The following is a 25,453-nucleotide window of genomic DNA, read 5'->3' as shown; positions in this document are numbered from 1 at the left end:
CCTGCCGTTCAAAATCCCGAAGTTCCCCCTAGAACCTCTTTAAGGAGCAACTCTTTCTGAGCAAAATAAGCTCCGCCGATGACAACACTGTAAGGCTCAAGAGCCGCTCTGACAAGTAGATCAGGTCTGTAAAGCTCTTGAGGAAGAACCTTCCTCAGAGTGCTGTCGATTATCGGGAAAATCCGGTCATACTGGTTGAAGCCAATACCACCCCCTATCAAAAGTCTTGCCGGATCGAGAAGCATAATTGCATTGGCAAATGCAAGCGCAAGATGTTCGCAGCCTCCCACAATTCTTTTGAGGATTCTCTCATCGGAGTCCATCTTCTCGAATAGGTCCTTTACGCTGAATTCCCAGCCGTTTTTCCTGCAGAAAGACTCGAGAGCAAATCCCGAGAACCACTGTTCGAGCCTTCCAAATCCAGCATTCATCTTTGATTCCGTAGACCAGTCGGTGACAAATTCGCCGATTTCGCCGGCTCCACCGACGCATCCTCTGTAAACCGAATCATTTATGACGATACCTGAGCCTATACCGGTTCCGATCGAAACCAGAATCACATCATTGTACTCCTTTGCAGAACCGATCCATGACTCCCCGAAGGCGGCAAGTGTAACATCGTTTTCGATCAGCGTCGAAATCCCGAACTTCTTCTCGACCGGCGTCTTGAGATCAAGATTGCCGATGTCGAAGGAGGGCATGTATTTTATCTTCTGCGTAGCCCTGTCTACCGTACCGGGAATGCCTAAAGAGATTCCCAGTACCTTCTCTTTTCCGACTCCCTCTATGTAACTCTCGAGCCTCTCATTCAACTCATCTACTAGACCCCTCTCGGTTCGAAGAAGGTCAGTGTCTATAGTGTCGCGTTTCAAGATATTTCCGTCGAGATCGATCAACGCGAAGATAGTCTTGGTTCCGCCTATGTCAACACTTAGTACGTTTCTGTAATCTTTTGCGAAAGAGATATTTATAGGTTTCCTGCCACCGGAAGATTTGCTCTGTCCGAGCCCGTTCTCTCTTACAACTCCCTCTTCAACAAGGTCGTTGACAATTGAAGATATGGTCGGTTTGCTGAGTCCGGTCAGTTTCGCTATTTGGACTCGAGAAGTACTCTTCCTTTCTCTAATTATCCTCAGAATTTCGCTCGTTCTGATCTCAGTAAGTTTCGATACCACTTCTTCCCCCCCCGCTTCCTTCCTTCATTTTCTTCTCCGCCGATTCATGACTGACAACCGGGAGATCGCTTACAGAAAACACCAGAAGGACATCATTCCAGTTGGTAAATAAAAACTACTAACTAATTCAATTGAATTATAGCCCTTGAAGCGTCAATGCCAAAGGGCAATCTGGCTCGACGGCGCGGATCCTACAAGCAGGATTTGACAACTAATCACTTTCACTCTTCTCTCTTGAACCGTAGTCGAGTCGTAAAAATGTTAGAGATGATTTCTCTATTCTCGAAAAAACCCATCTTCCTCCTACAAATCTTCGTTAACCCTTGTTCCTTACATGAAAGTGCGTGGGTCTTGTATTTCAATGGACACAGGAACGGCTCTTTGAGAAAATAATTCTGCTGTGAATCGAAGGCCGAAATCAAAAGCTCTTCATTGTGGCTGCAATAATGCCTGAAGATAAGAACAATCCAAATAATCACGCCTAGGCAATTGGAATCGGTCGACATCGCCAGAAATTAAGTACGGAAATGAAGACTTTATTTTGTATACTCATAATACATCATACATAATACGTATGATGACTAGAGTTATTGGGGGTAGATCGAATTCATGGCAAGAAGAAAATCACTTTACGAGATCATATATTCGCAAATAGAGAGAGAAGTCCAGAAGATGAGCGACGGGACGCAGCTTCCTTCAATAGAGAAGCTCTGCGAGGATTATGGTGCAAGCAAGACCGTTCTAAGAGAAGTAATAACGGCGCTGGAAAAGGACGGCCTTGTCGTAAGAAGGCAGGGTCTCGGAACCTTTGTTGTGAAAGACAGCGGGCTTGTTCATACGGGGATTGAATACTTGAGGGGTCTGACGAGAATCATCTCCAGCTCGGGAAAGAACCCCGAGCTCATCTATGACAAGTTTTGCGAGGTCAAGGCCGATGAAAGGCTGGCAGAAAAGCTAGAGATGCCTGAAAACGTGAGCCTGGTGCTCACAGAGAGGGTCTATGCAGCCGATGGCGTACCTGCAATATTTGCCAGAACTTACATCGCATCCGAGAGGATTCCCGGAAAAACCGAAGCCCTGTTAAAGACGCTTGAGGGAAGGAAGGCAAAGGAACTGGTTCTATTTGATCTTCTGGAAGAAAACTTCAAGGATCCAATCAGATACGCAATTGCCGAAATAGAATCGAGACTTGTCGACGAAGAGTTGGCCGGACTGCTCAAAATGAGACCGGGCTCATCAATAGTGCTGCTGAAGGAAGTTCACAGGGATATCAAAAACGTTCCCATGCTCTACTCGGAGGATTTCATAAACACGGCGGTGTTCAGAATACACGTTCTCAGAAAGAAGATTTGAGGTGACATTATGATGGAGGATTACAGAGAGCCAGTCGGACTTGAAGGAAAGCTTCAGTATCACATCGAGTGCCAGGCGGGAGACATAGCGCCAGTAGTTATCGTCCCGGGAGATCAGGGAAGAGTTGAGAAGATTGTCAGTAGACTTAGCAGCACAAAAAAGATTGCGGAAAACAGAGGTCTTATCACCTATACAGGTGAGTTCAACGGCAAACCAGTCTCCGTTACTTCTACCGGCATGGGTGGCCCTTCAGCAAGTATTGCATATGAAGAGCTTATCAATGTGGGGGCGAGGGTGCTGATAAGGATCGGCAGCGTAGCCGGACTGCAGGAGTACGTAAATGAGGGGGACATCGTTGTGCCGTATGGTTGCGTACGTGATGATGGAGCCTCGAACTACTACGTCCCGGCGAATTTTCCCGCAGTGCCTTCTCCAGATGTTTACTCATCTCTGACGGCTTCGGCAAGAACTCTTGGAAGAGAGATCATTACGGGAATCAACTGGACTCATTCCTGCTTTTACAAACGCGATCCCGAATACTTTCAGAGCTGGAGCAGAAGAAGGGTAGTCTCACTCGAAATGGAGGCTTCGGCACTATTTGTGATCTCTTACCTGCGTGGCGTAAAGGCTGGATTCATAGGTGTATGCTATGCGAACAGATACAGGCAATCTGCCGGCTCAAAGGTTGATCTTTCCGTTAAAAATCCGAGGAGAGACCAAATCGAAGACTCAGTGAAAGATGCGATCGAAATAACCTTGACTGCAATAGAGAAGATGTACAGCGAAGATCTTGTATAACGACCGAAGGGAGGGGATTCTATGAGAAACAGATTTCTGCTTTTTCTTGTTGTTCTCTTGACTGTTTCATGTTTCGCGGTTCCGCTTCAGCTCTCAAGCGAGGTTGGAATTCACACAGACGCCTGGAAGACCAGAATGGAGGGGTTTACAAAAGAGACCGGAATCGAAGTGGAGATTCAGCAGTTTCCTTATGCAAATTACCTTGATCAACTAATGCTCGGGTACACTTCCGGAAGGGTAGAGATAGACGTACCTTACATTTCTATGCTCTGGTACCCCGCTCTTTCGATTGGGAACTACATCTATCCGATCAGCGATATTCCCGGATACGAGAAGATCGACGAGTCGGATATTCCGGGAATAAGAAACGCGAAGCTGAATGGAAAGACGTACATCGTGCCCTACATGAACGAACTCGGAGGAATAATCTATCGAAAGGACCTTTTCGAAGACCCGACTGAAAAGGCTAATTTCATTGCCAAATACGGCTACGAACTTCAGCCGCCGCAGACTTTAGAGCAATACAGAGATGTCGCAGAGTTTTTCAACAGGCCGCCTGATCTTTACGGGGTAACTCTCATGGGAAGAAGAAGCATCTTTCTTGCAACCCACTTCATGCAGAGGCTGTGGGCAAAAGGCGGAGCATTGCTCGATTTGAACATGCGCCCGATCTTCAACTCCGAAGCCGGCATCGAGGCTCTGGAAGAAGTGAAGTACATGTTCCAGTTCGCCAATCCCGCTGCAATGAACTATGACTTCCAGGAAGCCTTGAACGAATTCATAAGTGGGCGGAGCGCAATGGCAGAGGTTTGGACAACTGGAATGTTCTACGTCGAAGATCAATCGAGGTCGTCTGTAGTTGGCAAGGGTGGTTTCGTTGGATTCCCGAGACCAGAAGAAAAACTGGGAGAGAAGCTTCCGATGCTCTACATTTCCTGGGGGTTCTCGGTCAGCAGTGCCGCTCCGGACAAGGAAGCGGCGTTGGAGTGGTTACTTTATGTAACAGAGACGCAGAACGAGGTTGAAGCAGCGCCTACTGGCAACATTCCTGCACGGTTCTCTGCTCTGAACAGTCCGGAGCTCGCAGAGTCTTTCCCATGGATCGGCGATTTCGCTGCTGCTATGGAAAAGTGCATCCCGACGCCAATAGTACCTTTGATTCCCGAAGGCGGAAGCATTGTGAGCGGCATAATAGCTCCGGCCGTCTCGGAATTCTTGGCGGGAACGAAAACTGCCGAAAAGGCTTTGAATGACGCAGTCAAGGAAGTTGACAGACTTATGAGAGACGGAGGCTACTATTGATTTGATACGGAGCCGGGTCGAAAGGCCCGGCATTTTCTATGGTAGGTGATCAAATGAAGTCGAGACGTAGATCTAGAGGTTATTGGTATATTCTTCCTTCAATGGTTTTTATAGTCATAATCTTCATGATACCACTGACCTATACTATCGTGATGTCCTTTCTGCGGTGGAATCTGCTCAGGCCGGATCTGGGCATAAGAGCGGCAGGCTTCAGCAATTACGTCAGGCTATTCACCGACCCTTTCACGCTGGACACTGTGGGAAGGACCTTCTACTTTGTTTTGGGGGCGGTCTTAATAGAGCTGATTGCGGGGCTGTGCATAGCTCTTGCCCTGGATACGGAATTCAAAGGCTGGAAGATTGTTCAGTCGGTCTTGCTCGTTCCATTCATGATCGCTCCCGTCGTTGTGGGGTATGTCTGGCGCTTTGTTCTAAACAGTGACTATGGACCAATTATTCATATATTGAGACAGCTCGGGCTTGGAGGACTTGTCGAAAAACCCCTTCTGTCAAATCCTTCTGCGGCGATGCCTGTATTGATTGTTGCAGATGCGTGGGAGTACATTCCATTTGTGACTCTCGTCTTGCTTGCAGGGCTCAAATCAATCCCTTACGAACCGTATGAAGCGGCATTTGTGGATGGAGCAAGTTCCCTTCAGAGATTCCATTACATAACGCTGCCGCTTCTCAGGCCTTCTATACTGGTCGCAGTGGTAATAAGGACCCTCACATCTCTGCGTGTCTTCGATATTGTGTTTATAATGACTGGAGGAGGTCCCGGAACTGCTACGGAGACTCTCGCCTTCTACGGTTACAGAACTGCCTTTCAGGCGTATAACGTCGGCTTTTCTTCGGCGATTAACATGCTTACTTTCGCCATAGCGGTTTTCTTCACAATACTCTACATGAAGATAATAGGCGGTGGAAAGAACTATGCTTAGGAAGAAACCTTTCACCAGAATAGTGGTTTTTGTGGTCATAGCTATGGCGCTAATCTGGACTCTGGTACCACTGGCGTGGATACTGCTTTCCTCTTTCAAATTTGAGGCCGACCAGTTCTCGATGCCACCCAAGTGGGTTCCAGCACGTATCACCTTCCAGAATTACGCGAAGTTCTTCGGAAATTCCGAGTTTGTCCGTTCTCTGATCAACAGTGTTATGATAACGTTTTTCTCGACAGTCATAGCGCTTTTGCTTGGGGTGCCTGCGGCTTATGCTCTGGCAAGGTTTGACTGGAAACATGCAAACACTATCGCTTTCGTCGTCCTGCTGGCGAGAATGACGCCGCCGATTGTCATGGTTCTGCCCTTCTTTATGATCGCAAGATATCTAGGAATATCAAACACTTACCTCCCTATCGTACTGGCGCTTTCATTTTTCAGCGTCCCGTTTGCAATCTGGATGATGCGCGGTTTCTTTCAGGAGATCCCCAATTCTCTCGAAGAAGCTGCCATGATAGATGGGTGCACGCGATTTCAATCTTTGAGGAGAGTTGTCCTCCCCCTCGTCATGCCCGGTCTCTCGGCCACGTCCATACTATGCGCCCTCATCGCCTGGAACGAGTTCCTGTTTGCCCTAGTTCTTACAGGCAGAGACACCAGACCTCTACCCGTTCTGGTCAACATGTTCGTTAGCGAAAGAAATATTGAATGGGGTGTAATGAGCGCAGCGGCAATAATCACCGTACTCCCTATGATAGTTTTCGGTCTCCTTGTGCAAAACGACCTCGTTCGGGGCCTTACAATGGGAAGCTCTAAGTAAAGCCTGGATTTAGGATTGGCAGGTTACGAGTCCAAAAGAAGCAGCTGGAAAAAACCATGGTTGATTGCTTCCTTCAACAAATTCAATGCTTTCGCTATCACCCCAAAAACACTTACGATTCTTCAATTCATGGAATTGTCTTCAAGAACCGAAGCATGTAGTTTATCGTATGGGATAATAATCGAAACGAGAAAACAGTTTTTGAACAGGGGGTAAGGCGAAATGCCAAGAATGCTTGTTGCAACTGCGCCAGGAAAGGCGTCGATTGTTGAATAGAGCGTAGATTAAATAGGGTCAGACTCCATTTTTTGGTCAAATTAAATAGGGTCAGACTCCATTTTTCAGACTAAACGAGAAATAGAAAACAAAAATCTGCGAGATTATTCCTACGGACAGAAAAAAAAGTCAAGCAGGGCTCTTCATCTGCTCCTCCCTAGAGGATACCTAATACAAAAAGATTATGCCACTATGGTTCACATGAAAGCCGTTCTATGTTTATCGTCAAAGAGCAAGATGCGGAAACACGTACAAAATGATGACATGTCGCTCTTTCAGGCCAGCAACATGAAACAGCTCTCGACATTATCCGGATTTACAGGACGGAGCATCAACGCAATGGAAAGAAACGGAACTCCGAAGGACCACAAAGGATTGGAAACTACTTCCTATATCGGAAGTAACTTCTGCCCCCGGAAGTACTTTTTCTAAAGAAAATCAGACTCGATTTTTCAGAGCCACAATTCTAATCTCTTTCATTCTATGTGTTGGCAGTATGAGGCCAACAGTTTTGATAGAACCGTCTTCTCTGGCAATAAAACGGGAACTTCCCCAAGAATCAAAACCCAAAGAACTGTAGCCATGGCTCTTGTACATTGACGACGTTGTCACCGGTTCTGAAAAGGCTCCTTCACTGGATTGATAGCTCATTCGATCGTATCCTTCACCGCTGGCTGGACAAAACTTACCGCATAGCTATTTCCCTTGAGAAAGACCGTGTCATAGTAAGAAATCCAGAGATACTCTCCGTCATGGAGATCTTCACTCAAGCTGTCTCCTATAAGCCACGCTCTCGGCACGGGCGCACGCGCAACCGATATGAAATCGTCCCAGCCCGCGATTGCAACCATATGGACAAGAGAATCGACTGGCGACTCGTTGTAACAGTAGTACTGTGTCGCGCGAAGAAACTTGAGAGCAAAGCCGACCCAGATACAGGCAGCTGCCTTACTTTCATTCTGTCAACGCTTGTGGCGAATCAGTCCAATCAACTTCGCAATCTCAATTACGGGAATAGGCACCAGCGAGAGAAGGAGAGCCAGAACGTACATCGGTGTCTCCAGTTGAGCCAATCCGAAGATTGTCGCGAAAGGAGAGATGAAAACAACGGCAGCCACCATCGTAAACGAAGTCAGCACAGCAAGAAATAGCACTTTGTTTGAAAGGATCCCGATTCTGAACAGCGAGTGACTTGACCGCATATTAAACGAGTGAAAGATCTGAGTCAAAGAAAGAATCACAAAGGCCATGGTTCTTCCTGCAATAACATCTCCGGTGCTCTTCCAGCCAATCGCAAAGCCAATCAAAGTGAGAATGGCAAACATAGCTCCTTGAAGAAGAACCTGAAGTCCCAGTCCCCCGGCAAAAATGCCTTCATTCTTAGGTTTAGGCTTTCTATTCATGACATCCTTCTCCACTGGCTCCATGCCGAGCGCGATCGCTGGCAGGCTGTCGGTCACGAGGTTTATCCAGAGCAGTTGCGCAGATATCAGCGGGGCTTCTCTCCAGATCATCATGGCGGTGAAGACTGTAAGTATCTCTCCAATGTTTGTTCCCAGAAGGAAACCGACCACTTTTCTGATATTGTCGTATATGCCGCGGCCTTCCTTAACGGCGTATACAATCGTCGCGAAATTATCGTCGGTAAGGGTCATGTCGGCCGCGGACTTCGCAACATCTGTTCCGGTTATTCCCATCGCGCATCCGATATCGGCAGCTTTTAGAGCTGGAGCGTCGTTCACCCCGTCCCCCGTCATTGCAACGACTTCACCCTGCTTTTGCAATGCATGAACGATCCTGATTTTGTCTGACGGCGACACTCTTGCATAGACCGAGATATTTCTTACCCTCCTGTCCAGTTCATCATCAGGCATTTTTGACAGCTCAATTCCGGTTACAATCTCATCTCCATCAAGCAAGATGCCGACTTCTCTGGCAATAGCCGCAGCTGTGAGTTTGTGATCGCCGGTGATCATAACCGGCCTGATCCCTGCCTGCCGGCACAGTCTGACGGACTCTTTCGCCTCGGGACGCGCCGGATCTATCATACCTACGAGACCGAGAAACGTAAGACCACTCTCAATCTCAGCTGGATCGAGGGTCGCAGGAATTTTTTGGATTTCTTTGTAGGCGACGGCAAGAACTCGAAGCGCGCTGCTACCCATTTCCTCCGCGATCTCTCTACCCTTTTGAACATCTCCTGATGTGCATCTTGTGGAAACTGAATCTATTGCGCCTTTTACAATTACTACGTTTTTTCCATCGATGCCGTTAATAGTTGTCATCATTTTCCGTTCAGAATCGAACGGTATCTCGGCCAGTCTCGGATACTTCTTCTCTATCTCATCTTTTAGGATCCCATTTCTCATGGCTGCCAGCACTATAGAGGTCTCAGTCGGGTCACCGATGTGCTTCTCTTCTCCATCCTCAATAACGACTCTGCCGTCAGAACAAAGCGTAGCGTACAGCAAGAGGTCCTTTATGTCAGACGAGTTATCATCGCTGATCTCCTCAGTAACTGACGAAGAAGCCGAAAAGGCCTTGACCAGGGTCATTTTATTCTGTGTGAGAGTTCCCGTCTTATCTGAACAGATTACCGTAGCGCTTCCGAGAGTCTCCACGGCGGGCAGCTTCCGAATAATAGCGTTTCTCTTCACCATTCGTTGGACTCCAATGGCAAGCACAACGGTCACAATCGCCGGAAGCCCTTCCGGAATCGCTGAAACCGCGAGCGAAACAGAGATCATGAAGATCTCCATTATTGGAATACCTTCAATAAGCCCGACAAGAAAAATCACTCCACAGGCGATAAGAGCGGCGATGCCGAGATACTTCCCAAGAGCGGCCAGTCTATGTTGAAGAGGAGTCTGAGTGTCTTCTTCTCCTGAAAGCAGGCCTGCGATCTTTCCCATTTCTGTCTTCATTCCAGTCTCAACGACGACGACCTTCCCTCTTCCATAGCTGACGCCGCATCCCGAGAAAACCATGTTGTGTCTATCACCGATAGAGGCCTCTTCCTTAACGATTGCATCTGCCGATTTCTCGGAGGGGACCGATTCACCGGTCAGGGCAGACTCGTCGACCTTCAAACTCGCACTTTCAATGATTCTCGCGTCGGCAGGAACAAAATCACCGGCCTCAATTAGGATAATATCTCCCGGCACCAGTTTCGATGCTTGAATCAACTTCTGTTCTCCGTCACGGATTACCCTGGCGTTTGGCGAGGAAAGCTTTTTCAGGGCATCCAGAGCCTTCTCTGCCTTGCTCTCCTGTATTACACCGATAACAGCGTTCAAGATGACAATAAGCATTATCAGAACCGGCTCAAAGAACCCTTCCTTTTCGAAGATCGAGACAAGAAACGAAATCGCCGCGGCGGCAATCAGAATGATTATCATAACGTCCTTGAACTGCTCTACAAAGCGTTCAAGATTCGTCTTCTTTTTCTCCTCGCGGAGAATGTTTTCGCCGTATTTGCCCAGACGTTCTTCCGCTTCAGAAAAGCTAAGGCCTACTTCTGGATCGACTTCAAGTTGTTCGGTAACTGCTTTTATCTCAATGAAATGCCAAGTCATAGTATCCTCCACAATTTTCATTTATCTAACTATTCATTCCAGATGAGAATCGTCTAAAACTAGGAAGTCCCACCAGAAAGCTTCGTGAAAACTTCTCGCTGGCGAGCTCCGATCACGATTGACCAAGATTTCCTTTCCTCAAAGAAATCTCGGTCCCTTTTATCAGAGAAGAGAGAACAACTCGAAATGATTGTAAAAACGAATTGCGCAACTCTTCATCACTCATCAGACTCTTCTTTTTGAGGTCGTCGTAGTAAGCCGCAAAGGTTACAAGTGGAATTATCGAGAAGAAGAATTTGAAAAGCGTCATTTCTGACGAGTAGTTGAAGTCGCTATCTGCCTCGGAAATCGATTTGAAAATCTGGTTGTCCTCGGTATCTCTTGTGAGATCAAGCAATCTGAAGAGGTCGTCGTGGTGTTTGCTTTCTTTCAAGGATTCGAACATCAATATTCTCAGAATTAGCCTGTTCTCAATTAGATAATCGAGTACCCTGCTGTAATAGAAGAGCGACCTCTTCACGAAACGCGCAACCGAGTCTTCATCGATGAACTTCATCCTGTCATGCTCTATATCTAGCTCGCCATCTCTTATCATCTGGATAATACTTGCCTGAACGAAGTCCATCGCTATCGTCGTCGCGTCTTTTAGCAGAGAATCCACGATGTGGCTAAGAATCTCTTCCTTGCTATTGAAGTAATAGTATATGAGACCTTTGGTTACGCCCGCAGCTTCCGCTATCTCGCTTGCAGTTGTGGCGTGAAATCCCTTTTGAGAAAACAACGCAATCGATGATTTTATTATTCTTTCTCGAGCCTCGTTGACATCTGAGGATTTCAATTTCGACCTCCTGACTGACTGGTTAGTCAAAAAGATTATATACCGTTATTGCTGACTGTCAATAGATGGAAAAGTGGCTGGGAAAATTGATTGGAGAAAACGAGACTACCACTAAAAGAATGGGCCACCTCAGCTCTTAGAAATCTTATCATTATCCATAAGTCAGGGAGTCAAATGCCATAAATATGCTGATTCTTGCGCGAATTCGTATTTGGCTCCTGATGATCTTGATCTTAAGTGCTCCCTTGAGGGCTTATCATTACCCATAAGTTAAGGAGCTAAAAAGAAATCATATTATGCTTCTTCCCCCTTGGCAGTGTAACTGTATTTGGCGCCTGATGATCTTGATCTTAAGTCCTCCCTTGAAGGCGCTCATCATTACCCATTAGTTGGGGAGCCAAAAAGAAATCACATTATGCTCCTTCTCCTTTGGCAGTGTAACTGTATTTGGCTCCTGATGATCCTGATCTTGAATCCTCCCTTGAGGGAGGAGGGCCACGAAGTGCCGGAGGGTGTCTGTTTCAAAGAAGAACATGGAGAGTACGAGATGAGGAGAGAGTACGAGAAACAGGAGAGAGGGAGTTCTCGTCCTCTCGTGAGCGAAGCGAACGTCTCGAAAATGCCCTTTCTCTAGCTTCACGCTCCACTCTCCACCGATCTTAAGAGCACACACCCCACCGCAAGCGGTCCCCCCCGCTCGAGCGGGGATTTAAGATCAAGAGCAGAAGAGCGGTTCATCGTTGACACTGCGTGTCCAAGTTCTTGGTCAAAAACCGCGAGATGATGAGAGAGCAAGAGACGAACTTCATAGAAGATGATGTGGGTAATGATGAGCTGCTCGAGCGAGGATTTAAGATCAAGAGCAGAAGATTGGTTCATCAGACACTTCGTGTCCAGGTTATTAGCAAAGAGCCACGAGATGATGAGCTTTAGACACTAGTCATTCGATCGGTTAGTAGCTACTCGCTATCATCGCTGCAAAGGCCGTCCTGGTAAACCCTCCTTGAACCGGGACTGCGAGAAAATATCTCTTGAATCATCGAAACCGACAGGCAGATTCAGTACGCCATCGATCTCTGTTCCATCAACACTTTTCAGTGAAGTCTTCCTTTCTGGACTCTTGCCCTCTTGGGGCTATTGAGCTGAGATATCTGCTATCTTATTCCCATCGAGATGGAGCTTAGAAATCTCGGTTCTGTTGGCTGTAGAGGCAAACCGGCGATTCTCTGTGGAGTTACATTCGGTGCCGTCGCCAGCAGTTTCTTCTTCAAAAGCTCGATATAATTATCTTCGTTGAACAATCATACTGAACGGTCCAGTATTCAATTCGGCTCAGCAAAAAACCCTACTCTGCCCGGACAACGAGTTAAATGATGAGATCATGTTCAACTCCAAGTCGCTTTCTTTACAGATCAGAGAGATTCATAATTTTGAGCAAGCCGTTATCAATTCATGAATCGTCTCCGTCCGACACAACGCACGCAGCTTGCTTCGAATCAGAGGATAAGACACAACCTCTCGCATATGTCAACGAAAGTTCCTGGAGCTCTCTCAGAGCTTATGAGGAACACTTTGACCTTATCGAAGTCTTTCACATCGCTCTTCGGCAGCTGGAACCTTGAAGAATATCTGTTCATTGCGCGTACTAGCGATATACGAAGAATGTGAGCCTTTCATAGGTTCTTCATCTATGTACCGGCAGTCTAAACAGCTTTCTTTTCTTCATTCTCCCTGCTTCCCGGCAAGGCTGCAACGAGAACAAAACGTAATTCTTCTGACTCCATTTCAACTGGCCTATGTTCTTCTCTCTTTCTCCACCGGTTTTCTGAGAAATACAGGTCTATTTGAGCAGGATCCCAAGTAGCAAAACTAATAACGAAATAATCGTTCGAACGTTTATTACACTAATACTGGTCTAATAAATTAACTCAAAGGCTGCGACGGCTTTCGAAAGCATGTCCCCGCTCCAGCCCGCCTGTTTCAACGCACAGGCAACCCTTTTCCCGCCGGGCGAGATAAGGGACTGTTTTCAGAAGGAAGTGTAAGCTGCTCTTCGACCGTAAAGAGCTTCTCGCTCGAATCCTTTCGCTTTCTTCAAAAATATGAACTGCGTCGATAACCTGCACGAACTGGTTATGACAAGCAGTAGAATACTCGAATTCAAGTTTATCTTTTTGCGGATCGACCAGTTGCCACGATCTTTTGTGCAGTCTTCAACTTCTTCGGGCATCTCCCTAGAGTGAAAATGTTACTGTTTGTAATCGCTACGCGAGAACACAGTCGTTTAACCTTAATGAAAAAGACATCAGTCAGTTGGCCGTTTGATCTATAATTGATTTGTGAGCTGGGTTCAGATGCTCGCGAAGAAATCCGGAAATGAAATTGCGTATTAGTATCAACTAATATAGATCATTCAAATTAGATGAGGTGGGTAATGAAAAAGTTTTTCGTAATTCTAGCAATGTCGATTCTAGTGGGTGCTTTTGTAATGGCGCTGGACACTAACACAGACACGCAAACGATCACGATCACGATGAATGAAATTGCGCTTCTTGCGGTAACTGGTGAGGAGGCATCTACTGGGCCAACAACTGCTGACGCTCCAGGCGTGACGATCGCTGTAACTCAGCCAGAGTTAGCCGGTGCGGCCCCTGTTGTTTCTGTCGAACACGATCCCACATATCTCAGGTATACATCTTTGAGATTTGCGGGTCTCACGAGAAAGGTAACGACTGAGTTCAGCCCGATTCCGGCTGGTTTCTCAATATCTCTTGCTGCAGGCGCTACCGACGGTTCTGCTAAGGGAAACGTTGGAGCTGGCGGTACTACACTTGAGTTTGTAGGAACAACGCTTAGTGGTGATCTTGTCACTGCAATTGGCCCAGGTCTTGCTAGGACAGGAACTGAGGCAAACGCCGGCCATCCGCTGACCTACACTGCAGACATAACCGCGCTGAATGATCTAGGAAACGATCTGCTTGACGGTGATTTCTTGAATGCAGTAAACACAATTATTACGGTTATTTTCACACTGGTGGATGAGTCATAAAGTAAATGATCTTCCTTATCAGGACATACATTGCATTGAAGCAGCGCAAAGCGCTGCTTCTTTGTCTTGGCATTCTGATTCTTGCCGTTTCTCTTCAGGCCGTGACGCTTTCAGCAACGGGCAAGGTCACAACTGACGTAGCCTGGGAGCTTGTCTCGGCTTCACCGGAGTTAGCGGGAGACGGCCCTGCTTTCAGCTCGGGATCTCTTGTCAGCCCCGAGGATGCAACGATGATCGTTATCGAACGCCCTGAGATCGCAGGCGGTCAAGGGAAAGACAGAAAGTTCAGAGTCATGGCGACTCTCTCTTCCGGTGCTCAGATTTCTCTCAGGCTCTCGTCGGAGCCGATCCTTTGGAACCCCTCAAACAAAAGGGGTTCTGTTACGCTGCTCTACAACGGATATTTGACGCTTGCCACCCAAGGAGTCGCCAGCGATTTCCTGGATATCGTTTTTCATCCAGTAGGGGAAGTCATAACCTTCTATGTTCAATATCTATTGGACCCGGACGATGTGAGCTTCTTGGGTGACAGTGTAATTACCTTCACGGTTATAGATCTGGGCGAAATATAATACTGTTAGTGTTGTTAAAACGGAGCTGATAAACATGTCAAAGAAGTTCGTCCTGTTCCTCCTAATGCTTTCGGTGATCACGTTGAGGGCAGATGTTCTCATAATAAACGGTCTAACTCATATATTCGCTGCTTCCTCAGGCCAGGTGCTTTCGGGAAGAATCGAACTCCAAAACAACGCGAGCGAGCCGGCGATAGTTCGCTTCTACTTGACAGATTACTTCTTTCACCACACGGGTTCGACGGAATATCCCGAAGCCGGAAGCCTGCAACGATCAAATGCTAACTGGATCGAACTTCAGGCGCCGGAAGTAACAGTGCCCGGAAATTCGAACATGACCTACTCCTTCTCGGTTATTGTTCCATCAGACGAGAATCTTTCCGGCACTTACTGGGGAGTCATCATGGTCGAGCCCATTATCGCTTTCGCAGATGAAGAGCTGGAGGGAATTACAGTCAGAACTAAGACGCGCTACGCTGTCCAGGTCGTCACAAATTTCGGCGAACCTGAATCCAGAAGCATCGAGATTGTTGGAAGAAGTCTCTCGAATAACGACGGAGTCTACTCCTTGATCATGGATATCAAGAATACCTCTGACTGGTGGATGAGACCCGAGGTATCGGCCAGCATCTTCAATCAAGCGGGAGAAGTTGTCGGCGAATTCATGGGTAACACCCTGAGATTATATCCTCAGACCTCCGGCCGCTTCGTTGTACCCTTTGAAGGTCTTTCTCCAGGAGACTACAGAGTCCTTGCTCTTATAAGAGACGGTGAAGACGTATGGGGCGCTCAGTATTCAATGAAGATAGAGTGAGAGATGTTCAGTCTCGTATAAGAGCCTCCTTTCTTATATTTCTTCTGCTTTCACTTTCCGCGCTGCTAGGTGCAGTAGATTTTGAACTGGTTCTCTCGACTCCTCCTCCCGGAGAAGTCGTGCCAGGTCAGATAGTCACGATTGCTGTTCTTGTAACAAACAACACCCATGATGATCTAGACTTCGCTGAGGAGCTGTCGCTGCCGCCCGGCTGGCGAAACGTTTTTGGCGTATCAGCCTTTCAGGTGGGGGCCGACTCCTTCGAGATACGCCTTCTAAGCTTCCTCGTGCCCTCCACACCTCTAGCCGGAGAGTATGATGTACGCTATGAAGTCAAAGATAAGAGAGGCGAGTCGGCTGAGCTGAATTTCACTGTCAGAGTGGCCGCGAGCATGTCTTTAGCAATCCGGCTTGTTGAGGCTCCTTCTTATGTAACTGCTGGGGAAGAATACTCGGTCGTATTCTCGGTTGCCAATAACGGCAACGTTCCTGCCTATCTTGAGCTGGGAGCCATTGACAATATGTCATACACTCTAAGGCTAAGTATACAAAGACTTCAGCTCCAGCCTTCGGCTTCCGGCGAAGTGAAGGTCACCGTGAAAACTTCCGCTTTCCTCACAGAACAGCGAAATCACATTATCATTTTAACGGCGACAGGGGAGTCGGGAGAGGCAGGCCTCGTGTCGGGTCGATCTTCGGTGCTTCTTCTTCCTCCGGCCGATTCCCTGGCAAACAGATTCAGAGTACTGCCCACCAGGCTGTCGATCACTGCCGGTTATTCAGACGGCTTCTTGCTGAACGCGGCTTTGAAGATTGACGGCTTTCTGAATGACGCGAAAACCAGAAGCATAAGTCTGAACGGCTCTCTGCCGATAATTGGCAAAGATGAAGACAACAGATTTTCATTAGATCTACGTTACAGAGGGGAATTGCTTGAAGTCGGATACGGAGTTCTCGGCAGAGCGGGCCTGGCCTCGGTGAATCTTGGAACGTCAGCAAGGGGCTTCGATCTCAATCTAAGTCTTGACTCTCTTAGAATGGGCGCAATACTCTCGGAAGACCTGTCCATTTTGGGGCTCTTCGCAGACTGGAATCTCCTGGAAAATCTATCGGCAGGGGTTGCTGTTGACGGAAGCTTCGGCTCGTCGAATATAATTCATTCATCTCTGGCAATAGAGTCCGGTCTGGAACCGGTCTCGACAAGCTCCCTTCTAAGAGTCTCCTTCCTAGATGGGAAGTACGACGGGCTGAAGCTGGGATATGTGTTTTCCAGCCGCCTCGGCTACTTTCAGCTGAGATCGGCCGCAGATTACTCGAAGAAGATCAGCGGACAGCCCGGAAGCGAAGCGCTCAAACTCGATGCCGCTGTCGTATGGCAGGAACCTGATTCCTACAGGATCTCTTTCGAGGGAACGGTCCAGCGCGATAATCCCTTCGATCTCGCTCTGCAGGGGTTGTTGAACAGCTATTCTCTTCGCGGCAGGTTTGACTTTCCAACCTTTTCCGGACTGAGGATAAGCATGGGGGGTTACTACAATTCAAGCGGCAGCAGGAGCCTGACAACTCCGGCCGCCACCCTGGGCGGAAATCTGGCAGCCTCATACTATCCAGGGAGTTTCAGCCTATTTGGCTCTCTTTCCGCTCAGCTTAGTCGGATTGAGAACGTTGATAAGAAAACCATTCAGCTTGATGTCTACGGATCTTACAGATTATCGGGAAACGCCTATCTAAACGCGAGGCTTACCCTCAAAGACTACGTCAAGGAAAGATTCGAGACCACGGCTGCATTAGTCGGCACTCTTCTGATGGAAGATGGATACAGATTCGACGGATCACTGACATATGTGATGAACAACTTTGATCCTGTGAAGCTCACGGCCAGAATATCCTTTTCGAAGATCCTTCAAAACGGCGGTTCGATTAACGCTTCGGCCAGTATCGCAATGACGGATAAGACAAACTGGATTCCTTCAGGGGCTTTCACTGCAGGTTATTCCTTCCCCTTTTCAATCCCATTTTGGCCAAGAAGAGACCTGGGTTCGCTTTCAGGGAAGATCGTAATCTCTTCAGAGGGAAACGAAATACCTTTAGAGGGAGCTGTTCTAAAACTCAACAACCTCGTAGCAATAACTGGCGAAGACGGGAGATTCATGTTTAGCGGGCTGAAGCCCGGCACTTATTTCTTTGACATTGACAATGACTCTCTTCAGAGAGGCTTGATAAGCAGCGATAGGCTGCCGATTGAGATAACAATCTCGGCAAATGAAGAAAAGGATCTTTCAATAACACTGGTCCAATCGGCGGCTCTTAGGGTTAGGGTAAGGAACATGGAACAGACTCCCCTCTCCATCAGAGGCGTGAATCTCGTACTGGAAAGTGAAGATGAGAGATTCAGACTTGTAACCAGAGACAATGGGGAGATTTCGGTTCCAAATCTAAGGCCCGGCAAATGGCTACTGCGCCTTGAGGCCGGAACACTTCCCAAAGGATTTGTGGCAGACAGGGATTCTGTCGAGCTGGAGTTGAAGCCCGGCGACATAATAGAAGTAACTCTTGAAATAAGAAAGAAGAGCGAGGAAATAATCTTTATTGATTCGGGAGTTCTCGATTAACCTTCTGTAAGAGTGAATAAGACTTCCAGATTTACCACACCATCTACTAGCATTTCCGCGGAGAACATGTTGATATCATAAACCACCATTGCACCATCTGCATCTTCAGTACCGGTCCATCCGCTGCCAATACCTTCAACCACAGGTTGAGGGTCAGCCGTGAGCAAGACTCTTCCACTGGAAACTCCAACCCTTCCCCTTCCACTATCGGGCGCACTGACCGTAATACCAATCTCGAGCACTTCCAGCAACGAGAAGTCGGAGAGCGAAGCGGTAATCTTTCTCAAACTCCCAGCTTCCGTAAGAGAAGTGTACTTCAAGTGGCCACCTTCAATGTTCTGGAGAAAGATTGCTGACCCGGGTACGATCATCTCCTGGGGGATCTCAAAAGAGACTGATGAGTTCGAGACGTCTAGCAAAGCCACAGATTCAACGATGATTCTCAGTTCCTGAGAAGCAGTGTTTTGTGCACTGAAGACTATCATCACGAGGCAGGTGACGAACACTGCCGATAGTAGCGTCTTTCTCATTAGTCTCACCTCCAAAACATTATCTCTTTAATCAATCTTATCATAATCAATGGATTAATTATACTTAATGACTTAATCTTAATACTTAATCATTTGCCCTACTACTAATCAGCATCTGCCTTCTTCATTTCAGGCATCCTCCGGGTCTTTGTCCGAAGAGTTTACACCCTCTTCTGGATTCTCGATTTGCGCTGTTTGAGGACAGTCGAGGCTCTTGGCTATTGAGACTCCTGCCTACGTTCAGGTAATCAATATCGAGACTTCCACCGCACACTGGAAATAGGGCGAATACAGATGAAGAGATTTCCTTGGTTTGGTGTTTGACAATGCTCTAATTTCAGAGCAATTATCGAAAGTTTGGGGTTTCGGTATATCTAATTCCATAGGAGATCTTTCACATCCTCGACAGTTTCTTCATTTGTTTTCAGGCGTCTTTTTTGTTGACTTGTCTTTCTTATCAGATGAGTTGAGCGCAAAACTTGGTTTGAACGAGAGGAGAATGAATTGATGTTTTGCGTGAAGGGTGCAAGACTTGGTTCTGATCGTTCTTCCAGGTCAGATTTCATCGAGACAATGATTATCAATGAAATAGGACTCGCTGGTGGAGCGCCATGCAGTTGAAGATAAGCAGATTCCTGAGACGGTGGGTTTCTTCCAGACATTTTAGGTTAGATTTGCGAACATCTCAAGAGACTCGATGCTTCGGGATTTCCCCGAGGTCTGAAAGATGATGAAATGATTTCGGAGGCTGGAATACCTGCCGCATTTGACGATCTGTTTTCGCAAAGTCTTCCTTAGAATCGATTTCAGACCTGTTCTCACAATATCAAAAAGGGTATATCATTAGACGTGTATTCGGGAAACGCCATATAATTCAGAAGGAATTTCGCTCTGCTGGAGTCATAAGAAGAGATTCTTGAGACTGCAAAAGAGTCTCTTGTCCGCATGAAGCGACTCTAGACAAAGACAGTTGCCGTTGTCGGGCAGTTTACGAAGCGGAGAGTCGGCTCGCCACACATTTGATTTTACGATAAGCGTATTCGGAACTCACCATGTACATTACGGCGCGACCAGTATTCGATGCGAGTCAACGAGAACCCTTTCGTGCTTCTTGTAAGTTTCGCTAGCGTACAGTCGCATTAAGAACAGCGCTTTTGCCCTCTAGTAGTCCTGATTGGACGCGACTGGTCGCACCTCTGTTTCGTCGTTGAGGGTGAATTACATACTGGTGGGGAACGGCATCGAAATGTGTGAAAACAATTGATCAAGAGTCCTCATCGATCAAGTATGAGAGAAAGTGAGTCATCTCGGAGCTTACTAGACTCAATTCGGGATTGAAGAGCAAGCTGTGATAAGCCTGGACTTTCAGGATTTCGAAAGCAGTTGGATAGTCGACACATAGGAGGAAAATGTGAGAAACATAGCCATAGTCGGTGCGGGTATTGCAGGTTTGACAGCAGGGATTTACGCTCTCCAAAGCGGATTCGACGTCACTATTTACGAGAGCCACACTATTCCGGGCGGAGCTTCGACAAGCTGGAAAAGGAAGGGGTATCTATTCGAAGGTGGAATGCATTGGCTCACCGGCTCATCCCCGGATATACCTCTTAACAGACTCTGGCGGGAAGTTGGCGCTATAGACGATAGCGTCGCAGTACACTATCGCGATGTGTTTCTCACATTCGAATACGAGGGACAGCACGCCTTTACCGTGATGTGGAGAGACTCCACAATCATCTTATCGAGCTTTCACCTGAGGATGGAAGAGAAATCAGCAAACTATGCTGCGATTTGAAGAGATTCGCAAAGCTCAATATGCCGGTGACCGACATCAAGGGATTGAAGACTAAGAAGAAGTCATTCATGTCCCTGGGTACGATCTTGAGGATGCTGCCAGCATTACCCAAAATGCCCTACTATGCAAGACAGTCGGCTAAAGAATATGGCATGAGATACAAGAGCGAACTACTACAGCGCCTGTTCGAGAACATCATAGGCCCCGATTACAGTGCTACTGCCCTGGTTTTCACCTTCGCGACTCTGGCCTCCGGCGACGGCGGCTATCCTGAAGGTGGCTCCCTCAGTATGGCTTTGCGTATGGCAAAGAAATTCGATATTCTGGGCGGCAAGATTCGCTACGGAATGCGGGTAAACACAGTTTCGGTGAGAAACGGCATCGCCGACGGTGTTGTCGTGGATGGTGAACTCCTTCAATCGGAGGCCGTGATTGTCACCAGGGACACTCTCTCAGCAATCGACGATTTATTCGATTTCCCCATTAGAGAACCATGGACAGAAAGGATGCGCAAAGTCACAAAACCTTTGCTTAACACATTCATTTGTCTCGGCATTGAGGTCGACCTGGAAGGGCTGCCGGAGAAAATGGGTTTTGTGCCTATGAGGCCACTTATGTGCGGTGGGAAGGAGGAACAAGTTATTAAGATCTGCAATTACGCCGGCTACGAGGGATACGCGCCCAAAGGCTGTACGGCAGTCACCTCGGCAATTATTGGAGATACTTATGATTACTCGAAAGCCCGAAAGGAAGACGGCACGTACGAGATTGAAAAAGAAAAGCTGGCAAAGGACTTCATTAAGATATTATCTGAGAAGTTACCCCAGACCGCCGAGAAGACTGCCGTTTGGGATGTGGCAACACCACTAACCTATGAGAGGTATCTGGGATCATTCAAAGGATCCTGGATGACTGTAGCAACCAAGGAGTATAAGATGGAATACTATCCTTCGAAGCCTGAAAACATCCGGAATCTGTACTTTGCTGGCCAGCGACTCAGAGCACCCGGCGGGCTTCCGGTTGCCCTGGATTCCGGAAGAAGAGCTGTTCAGTTCCTGTGCAAGGATTTCGGCATGGTCTTTGGGCAAAGTGAAAAGCCGCCGGCATGAGGAGCAATCCTAGGATTAGTTTCGCAGAAACTGTGATTTAAAGACTGAGTGCGTTTCTTGCTGCGGAGAACAAGGGAATTCAACGCCCGGATAAAGTATTTTCATTCAGGAACACTCTAAGACTCAAGAACAGCCTTTTAATCAGCTCCGCCAGTGGACAGGAGTGTTTCCTTGATCGTCAGTCTCCCGATTCTCGATTGATCAGTTTTCCAAGACTCTCTCTTGTGTCTTCGTTAGACATAGGGAACTTCTGAACCGGCAGTTGTAATGACAGTAATCGCGACGTTTTTTTCGTTCAAGGGAGTTAACGCCACTGACAAGCCGGTCCTTGTGTGAATTCGTATTTTGCTCCTGATCATCCTGATCTTAAGTCCTCTCTTGAGGGAGGAGGTCCGCGAAGTGGCGGAGGGTGTCTGTTTCAAAGAAGAGCATCGAGAGTACGAGATGAGGAGAGAGTACGAGAAACAGGAGAGAGGGAGTTCTCGTCCTCTCGTGAGCGAAGCGAACGTCTCGAAAATGCCCTTTCTCTAGCTTCACGCTCCACCGATCTTAAGAGCACACACCCCGTCGACGATGAAGCCGTCGACACCCCTCTCGAGAGGGGATTTAAGATCAAGAGCAGAAGATTGGTTCATCCGACACTTCGTGTCCGGGTTCTTAGTCAAAAACCGCGAGATGATGAGAGAGCAAGAGACGGACGAGCTTCATAGAAGATGATGTGGGTAATGATTGGAATAGAAAGGGGCACTATCTGAATGTGGCAGAGATTCGAATCTCATAATGCCCTTGGAATGAATTCAACGCTATCTTCGACTCTGAAAGGACTCAAGCCAAATAGATTCTTTCAAAGTTCTACTGGTTCTGCATAGAGCTCAAAGGTCAAGACCAAGATTGTAGACCTTTACAAGAGCCTCCGCTCTTTCATCTTCACTCAATTCGCTGCACATTCCAAAGCTCGCAACAAACTCCATAGAAACGAAGTCACAGATCTCTCTCATGCTCTTTTCGACAATCTCGGCTCCAGAATTAGGATCCTCACCACCGTAAGTCATGAGAAGAACAAACTTCTTTCCTTTGAAGGCCTTTTCGTAGTCGAGCGCGTACAATCTGTCGAGGAAAGTCTTCAACTGAGCACTCATGTTCCACCAGTAAATAGGCGTAGAGAAGATAATCACATTGGCGGCAACGACTTCACCATAAAGATCAAGCATGTCATCTTCAATTACGCAGGATTCGCCATCATTCTTGCATTTGTCGCAACCCGCACACGGTTCGATCTTTTTACCATGAAGAAAGACGGATTTCAGTTCCAGCTTATCATGTCCATCTCTAATTCCCTTCATGAAATTATCCAGGACAAGCATAGTATTGCCCTTCAATCTTGGACTGCCCATAACAGAGAATACTCTCATAAGCGGATCACATCCTCTTAGTAATTTTCATATCAGAAAAATCCTTCACCCGGAAGAGCTCATTCTTCTCTGCGAACTCCTATTATTGTAGGAAGCAAGAGCACTGAGGAACAACATCATTGAACAATTAGAAGTACAGATCAAATCCCAGGAGCACCGGCAGCGGCCAGAAGAACAACGAGTAATTCATTCTGTCTGTCATTTTGGTGACATCGATAATGCTCAGAGCCGGTGATATTTGAGGCTTTGCAAGCTTCAGTGTCGAGAAAGAGAAGGTAGATGAACCTCTTAGGCCCACGGCAATCATGAATCTTCTGCCAAAAAGATTGAAAGAAAGATTTTCGATTCCAGAAAAGAGTCTTCCGCTGATGCCTGCCTCAAAACTGTGATGAACGTTGTCATAGCTGTAGGAAACTGTGGGACCGGCATACAACATAACTTGAGTAAAATCTATCGGGCCAATACTCCAGGGATTCGTTATCTTGAAACCGAAGTGATAATATCCCCTTGCCGAGTAGGTTTGAAGGATGAAGGGAAAGTATGCGATTGAAGCTCCGATATTGTTTGAGTTGAAAGTGTATCCATACGCAGAAACAGAAAGAACCACAACCATCAATACTACAAGCAGTAATTTCTTCATCATTTCCACCTCCCGATTGAAGTATATCATCTCGATCTTCTCGAAAAGAATCTTCAGAAAGGACCTTACGGCTATTCTCACCGGCAGGTGTTCTCTTTTCTGTCAGAAAGGACTGTTCTCCGTATAACCTTTGAAAGGCAAATATCGATCGAGGCTAGGTCCTTGCTAAGAAAACTTGACTCAACTAACATTGAAGTGTAAAATCCTATATGTACGTACATTCTAACTGGGGGCGATTGCCATCACTCCGAAGTACACTCTCATTGAACGTTACTTACTCGAAGAACTCAAGTCCGGGAAATATTCCGTCGGGGATAAACTCCCCACAGAGAAGGAATTGATGAACAAGTTTAGTGCCAGCAGAGAGACAGTCCGAAAAGCTTTGGATCGGCTCTCTTTCGAAGCGGCTATCGTAAGAAGACCGGGCCTTGGAACCTTCGTCAGTTATGGACACGACAACCACCTTGTCGGCATTCTTGTGCAACAGATAACCAGCTACATATTCCCTTATATTGTTCTCGGAGCTGAAGACCATCTCTTCCGGAACGAATACAAGATGTTGTTAGGTAATTCGGCTGAAGATCCAGTGAAGGAGAGGCAGATTCTTTCAGAGTGGATCGAATCAGGAGTGAAGGGCTTGATAATCGACCCAGTCTACAGCGCGACTAAGAGGTCAAACAAGGATCTCGTAAAGTCGATGGCCAAATCTGGAGTGAAGATCGTTCTCGTCCACAGTGACTGGAATATTGATAACGTAAGCTGCAATGTCCTCGATGACGCCTATGGAGGAGAAAAGGCATCGGAAATCTTCTTTGAATACGGTCACCAGAGAGTTGCTGTAATCTACAAGTCAACACATCTGCCTGGTGTCATAAGGGCTAAGAGTTTCGTCGACCGTTGCAAGCAGCTTGGGTTCACAAAGATTTACGAGAAGTCCTTCAACGTCTCGGAATTCACTGGAGCGCCTATGCAGATAGCTCACGAACTCATGTCTCTCCCCGCTCAGCTGCGTCCGACAGCAGTATTCTGCTACAATGACGCGACCGCTCTTCAGCTTCAGTTAGTAGCCAAAAGACTGGCCTTGAATATACCCGAAGATATCTCCGTAATCGGATTCGATGACGGACCAATCGGGGATTTCAGAGAAGTCCTCACCACCTTTGCCCACCCTAAAGAAGAGGTAGGAAGGAAATCAGTCGAGATTCTTCTAGATATGCTAAATGGCTCCAATACTCACAGAGTTGTTCACAAACCAGAATTGATAGAGAGGAGCTCCGTAGCAAGAGTGAAGGAGTATCCCCAGTGAGATGTGAGAGTCCAAGGCAAGGTGTTCGCGAGCAGAAGCGTGGTAGCAGGTGGCAGATTGGGGGTAGGAAAGAGCGGATAATACGCAAGGCTGCCTTCGGCATGAAGTGAGGCTCGCTGGCGCGAGGAAGTGATGCTGCTGCGCAGGAAGTGATGTGCCGAGAATCATCGGCGGAAGTGAGAGTATGCCACCTTCGGTGGGACGCATTGCACTGAAAAGCTCTCAGTGGACGCAAGGCTGGCGAAGACCACGCCAGGTCGCAATGCCCGGAGATTCATCCGGGGACGCAAGGCCCGCTCCGCGGGGATGAGAACCACTTCAAATTCAGACGCGGTTCTGTCTCTTTTTTTGTGTAAACCCCTTTTTTGTAATGGGTTTAAGAATCAGCTTATGTACTTAGCTAATCTTTCATACTTTATCACAAGTTGAGTTAGGATCTTTGACCATTCAAGGGTTCTTACTGTCCATTTCTTTGTTATATTTATTATTGCTAGATAAGCCATCTTTAAGAGAGAAGTATCCGTAGGAAAGACTCC

At 47.2% G+C, this 25,453-nt stretch carries 21 protein-coding genes; 14 read left to right on the top strand and 7 right to left on the bottom strand.

The annotated features are described in order from the left end of the window. Positions 1–8 precede the first annotated feature (8 nt). Entirely contained in the window at positions 9–1,175 is a 1,167-nt protein-coding gene (locus V512_RS09875; protein WP_099830306.1) for an ROK family transcriptional regulator, read from the bottom strand. A gap of 609 nt (positions 1,176–1,784) precedes the next feature. Here V512_RS09875 and V512_RS09870 point away from each other — a divergent pair. From V512_RS09870 to V512_RS09850, 5 genes are read left to right on the top strand one after another with little or no spacing between them, the layout of a single operon-like run. Next, positions 1,785–2,528, top strand: a complete 744-nt coding sequence (locus V512_RS09870; RefSeq protein WP_099830305.1) for a GntR family transcriptional regulator — start codon at positions 1,785–1,787, stop codon at positions 2,526–2,528. 9 nt (positions 2,529–2,537) lie between these two features. Continuing rightward, on the top strand, positions 2,538–3,326 hold the full coding sequence (locus V512_RS09865) for a nucleoside phosphorylase (protein WP_243392373.1): 789 nt from the start codon (positions 2,538–2,540) through the stop codon (positions 3,324–3,326). 21 nt (positions 3,327–3,347) lie between these two features. Next, entirely contained in the window at positions 3,348–4,628 is a 1,281-nt protein-coding gene (locus tag V512_RS09860) for an extracellular solute-binding protein (RefSeq protein WP_099830304.1), read from the top strand. A 53-nt stretch (positions 4,629–4,681) separates the two neighbouring features. Beyond that, positions 4,682–5,569 carry a sugar ABC transporter permease gene (locus V512_RS09855; RefSeq protein ID WP_243392372.1) on the top strand — a complete coding sequence of 296 codons (888 nt, stop codon included), beginning with the start codon at positions 4,682–4,684 and terminating at the stop codon, positions 5,567–5,569. Then, positions 5,562–6,389, top strand: a complete 828-nt coding sequence (locus V512_RS09850; RefSeq protein ID WP_099830302.1) for a carbohydrate ABC transporter permease — start codon at positions 5,562–5,564, stop codon at positions 6,387–6,389. Before V512_RS09855 ends, V512_RS09850 begins: the two co-directional genes overlap by 8 nt. Before the next feature lie 923 nt (positions 6,390–7,312). Here V512_RS09850 and V512_RS15320 read toward each other — a convergent pair. The 3 genes from V512_RS15320 to V512_RS09830 all read right to left on the bottom strand — a co-directional run bounded on the left by V512_RS15320 (position 7,313) and on the right by V512_RS09830 (position 11,078). Then, positions 7,313–7,435, bottom strand: a complete 123-nt coding sequence (locus V512_RS15320) for a hypothetical protein (RefSeq protein WP_258006291.1) — start codon at positions 7,433–7,435, stop codon at positions 7,313–7,315. Between the two features lie 192 nt (positions 7,436–7,627). Continuing rightward, on the bottom strand, positions 7,628–10,240 hold the full coding sequence (locus tag V512_RS09835) for a calcium-translocating P-type ATPase, PMCA-type (RefSeq protein ID WP_099830299.1): 2,613 nt from the start codon (positions 10,238–10,240) through the stop codon (positions 7,628–7,630). Between the two features lie 112 nt (positions 10,241–10,352). Then, the gene (locus V512_RS09830) at positions 10,353–11,078 is read right to left on the bottom strand and encodes a TetR/AcrR family transcriptional regulator (RefSeq protein WP_099830298.1); all 726 of its coding nucleotides are present in this window, start codon (positions 11,076–11,078) and stop codon (positions 10,353–10,355) included. 502 nt (positions 11,079–11,580) lie between these two features. On the opposite strand from V512_RS09830, the gene V512_RS15315 reads away from it, so the two are divergent. From V512_RS15315 to V512_RS09795, 5 genes are all read left to right on the top strand, one after another. Beyond that, complete coding sequence (locus V512_RS15315) at positions 11,581–11,712, top strand: hypothetical protein (RefSeq protein ID WP_258001923.1); 132 nt, start codon at positions 11,581–11,583, stop codon at positions 11,710–11,712. A 1,800-nt stretch (positions 11,713–13,512) separates the two neighbouring features. Further along, a complete protein-coding gene (locus V512_RS09810; RefSeq protein ID WP_099830294.1) occupies positions 13,513–14,127 on the top strand; it encodes a hypothetical protein in 615 nt (204 codons plus the stop codon). Between the two features lie 5 nt (positions 14,128–14,132). Then, positions 14,133–14,699 carry a hypothetical protein gene (locus tag V512_RS09805; protein WP_099830293.1) on the top strand — a complete coding sequence of 189 codons (567 nt, stop codon included), beginning with the start codon at positions 14,133–14,135 and terminating at the stop codon, positions 14,697–14,699. Between the two features lie 34 nt (positions 14,700–14,733). Then, complete coding sequence (locus V512_RS09800) at positions 14,734–15,513, top strand: hypothetical protein (protein ID WP_099830292.1); 780 nt, start codon at positions 14,734–14,736, stop codon at positions 15,511–15,513. Then, positions 15,480–18,125 (top strand): hypothetical protein, encoded by a 2,646-nt coding sequence (locus tag V512_RS09795; protein ID WP_112109437.1) that lies wholly within the window; start codon positions 15,480–15,482, stop codon positions 18,123–18,125. The genes V512_RS09800 and V512_RS09795 overlap by 34 nt, the downstream gene beginning before the upstream one ends. Here the strand turns inward: V512_RS09795 and V512_RS09790 are convergent. Continuing rightward, positions 18,122–18,655 (bottom strand): hypothetical protein, encoded by a 534-nt coding sequence (locus V512_RS09790; RefSeq protein WP_099830290.1) that lies wholly within the window; start codon positions 18,653–18,655, stop codon positions 18,122–18,124. The genes V512_RS09795 and V512_RS09790 overlap by 4 nt on opposite strands. Before the next feature lie 1,411 nt (positions 18,656–20,066). On the opposite strand from V512_RS09790, the gene V512_RS14745 reads away from it, so the two are divergent. The 3 genes from V512_RS14745 (at position 20,067) to V512_RS15310 (ending at position 22,090) form a co-directional block, all read left to right on the top strand. Then, positions 20,067–20,450, top strand: coding sequence for an FAD/NAD(P)-binding protein (locus V512_RS14745; protein ID WP_207759758.1), 384 nt, complete (start codon positions 20,067–20,069; stop codon positions 20,448–20,450). Next, positions 20,447–21,559, top strand: a complete 1,113-nt coding sequence (locus V512_RS09780) for an FAD-dependent oxidoreductase (protein WP_207759757.1) — start codon at positions 20,447–20,449, stop codon at positions 21,557–21,559. Before V512_RS14745 ends, V512_RS09780 begins: the two co-directional genes overlap by 4 nt. A gap of 399 nt (positions 21,560–21,958) precedes the next feature. Continuing rightward, positions 21,959–22,090, top strand: a complete 132-nt coding sequence (locus V512_RS15310; protein WP_258001922.1) for a hypothetical protein — start codon at positions 21,959–21,961, stop codon at positions 22,088–22,090. Positions 22,091–22,431: 341 nt separating this feature from the next. On the opposite strand, the gene V512_RS09770 is transcribed toward V512_RS15310, so the two are convergent. After that, positions 22,432–22,971 carry a flavodoxin family protein gene (locus V512_RS09770; RefSeq protein WP_099830287.1) on the bottom strand — a complete coding sequence of 180 codons (540 nt, stop codon included), beginning with the start codon at positions 22,969–22,971 and terminating at the stop codon, positions 22,432–22,434. A 127-nt stretch (positions 22,972–23,098) separates the two neighbouring features. Further along, on the bottom strand, positions 23,099–23,611 hold the full coding sequence (locus V512_RS09765; protein ID WP_133117338.1) for a hypothetical protein: 513 nt from the start codon (positions 23,609–23,611) through the stop codon (positions 23,099–23,101). Positions 23,612–23,852: 241 nt separating this feature from the next. Between V512_RS09765 and V512_RS09760 the strand changes: the two genes are divergently transcribed. Continuing rightward, positions 23,853–24,917, top strand: coding sequence for a GntR family transcriptional regulator (locus tag V512_RS09760; protein ID WP_165775387.1), 1,065 nt, complete (start codon positions 23,853–23,855; stop codon positions 24,915–24,917). Positions 24,918–25,453 lie beyond the last annotated feature (536 nt).

Origin of the sequence: Mesotoga sp. Brook.08.105.5.1, assembly GCF_002752635.1 — a bacterium.
GTDB lineage: Bacteria > Thermotogota > Thermotogae > Petrotogales > Kosmotogaceae > Mesotoga.
Note: the sequence above shows the minus strand (reverse complement) of the source record. Positions and strands in the feature narration are given on the sequence as shown.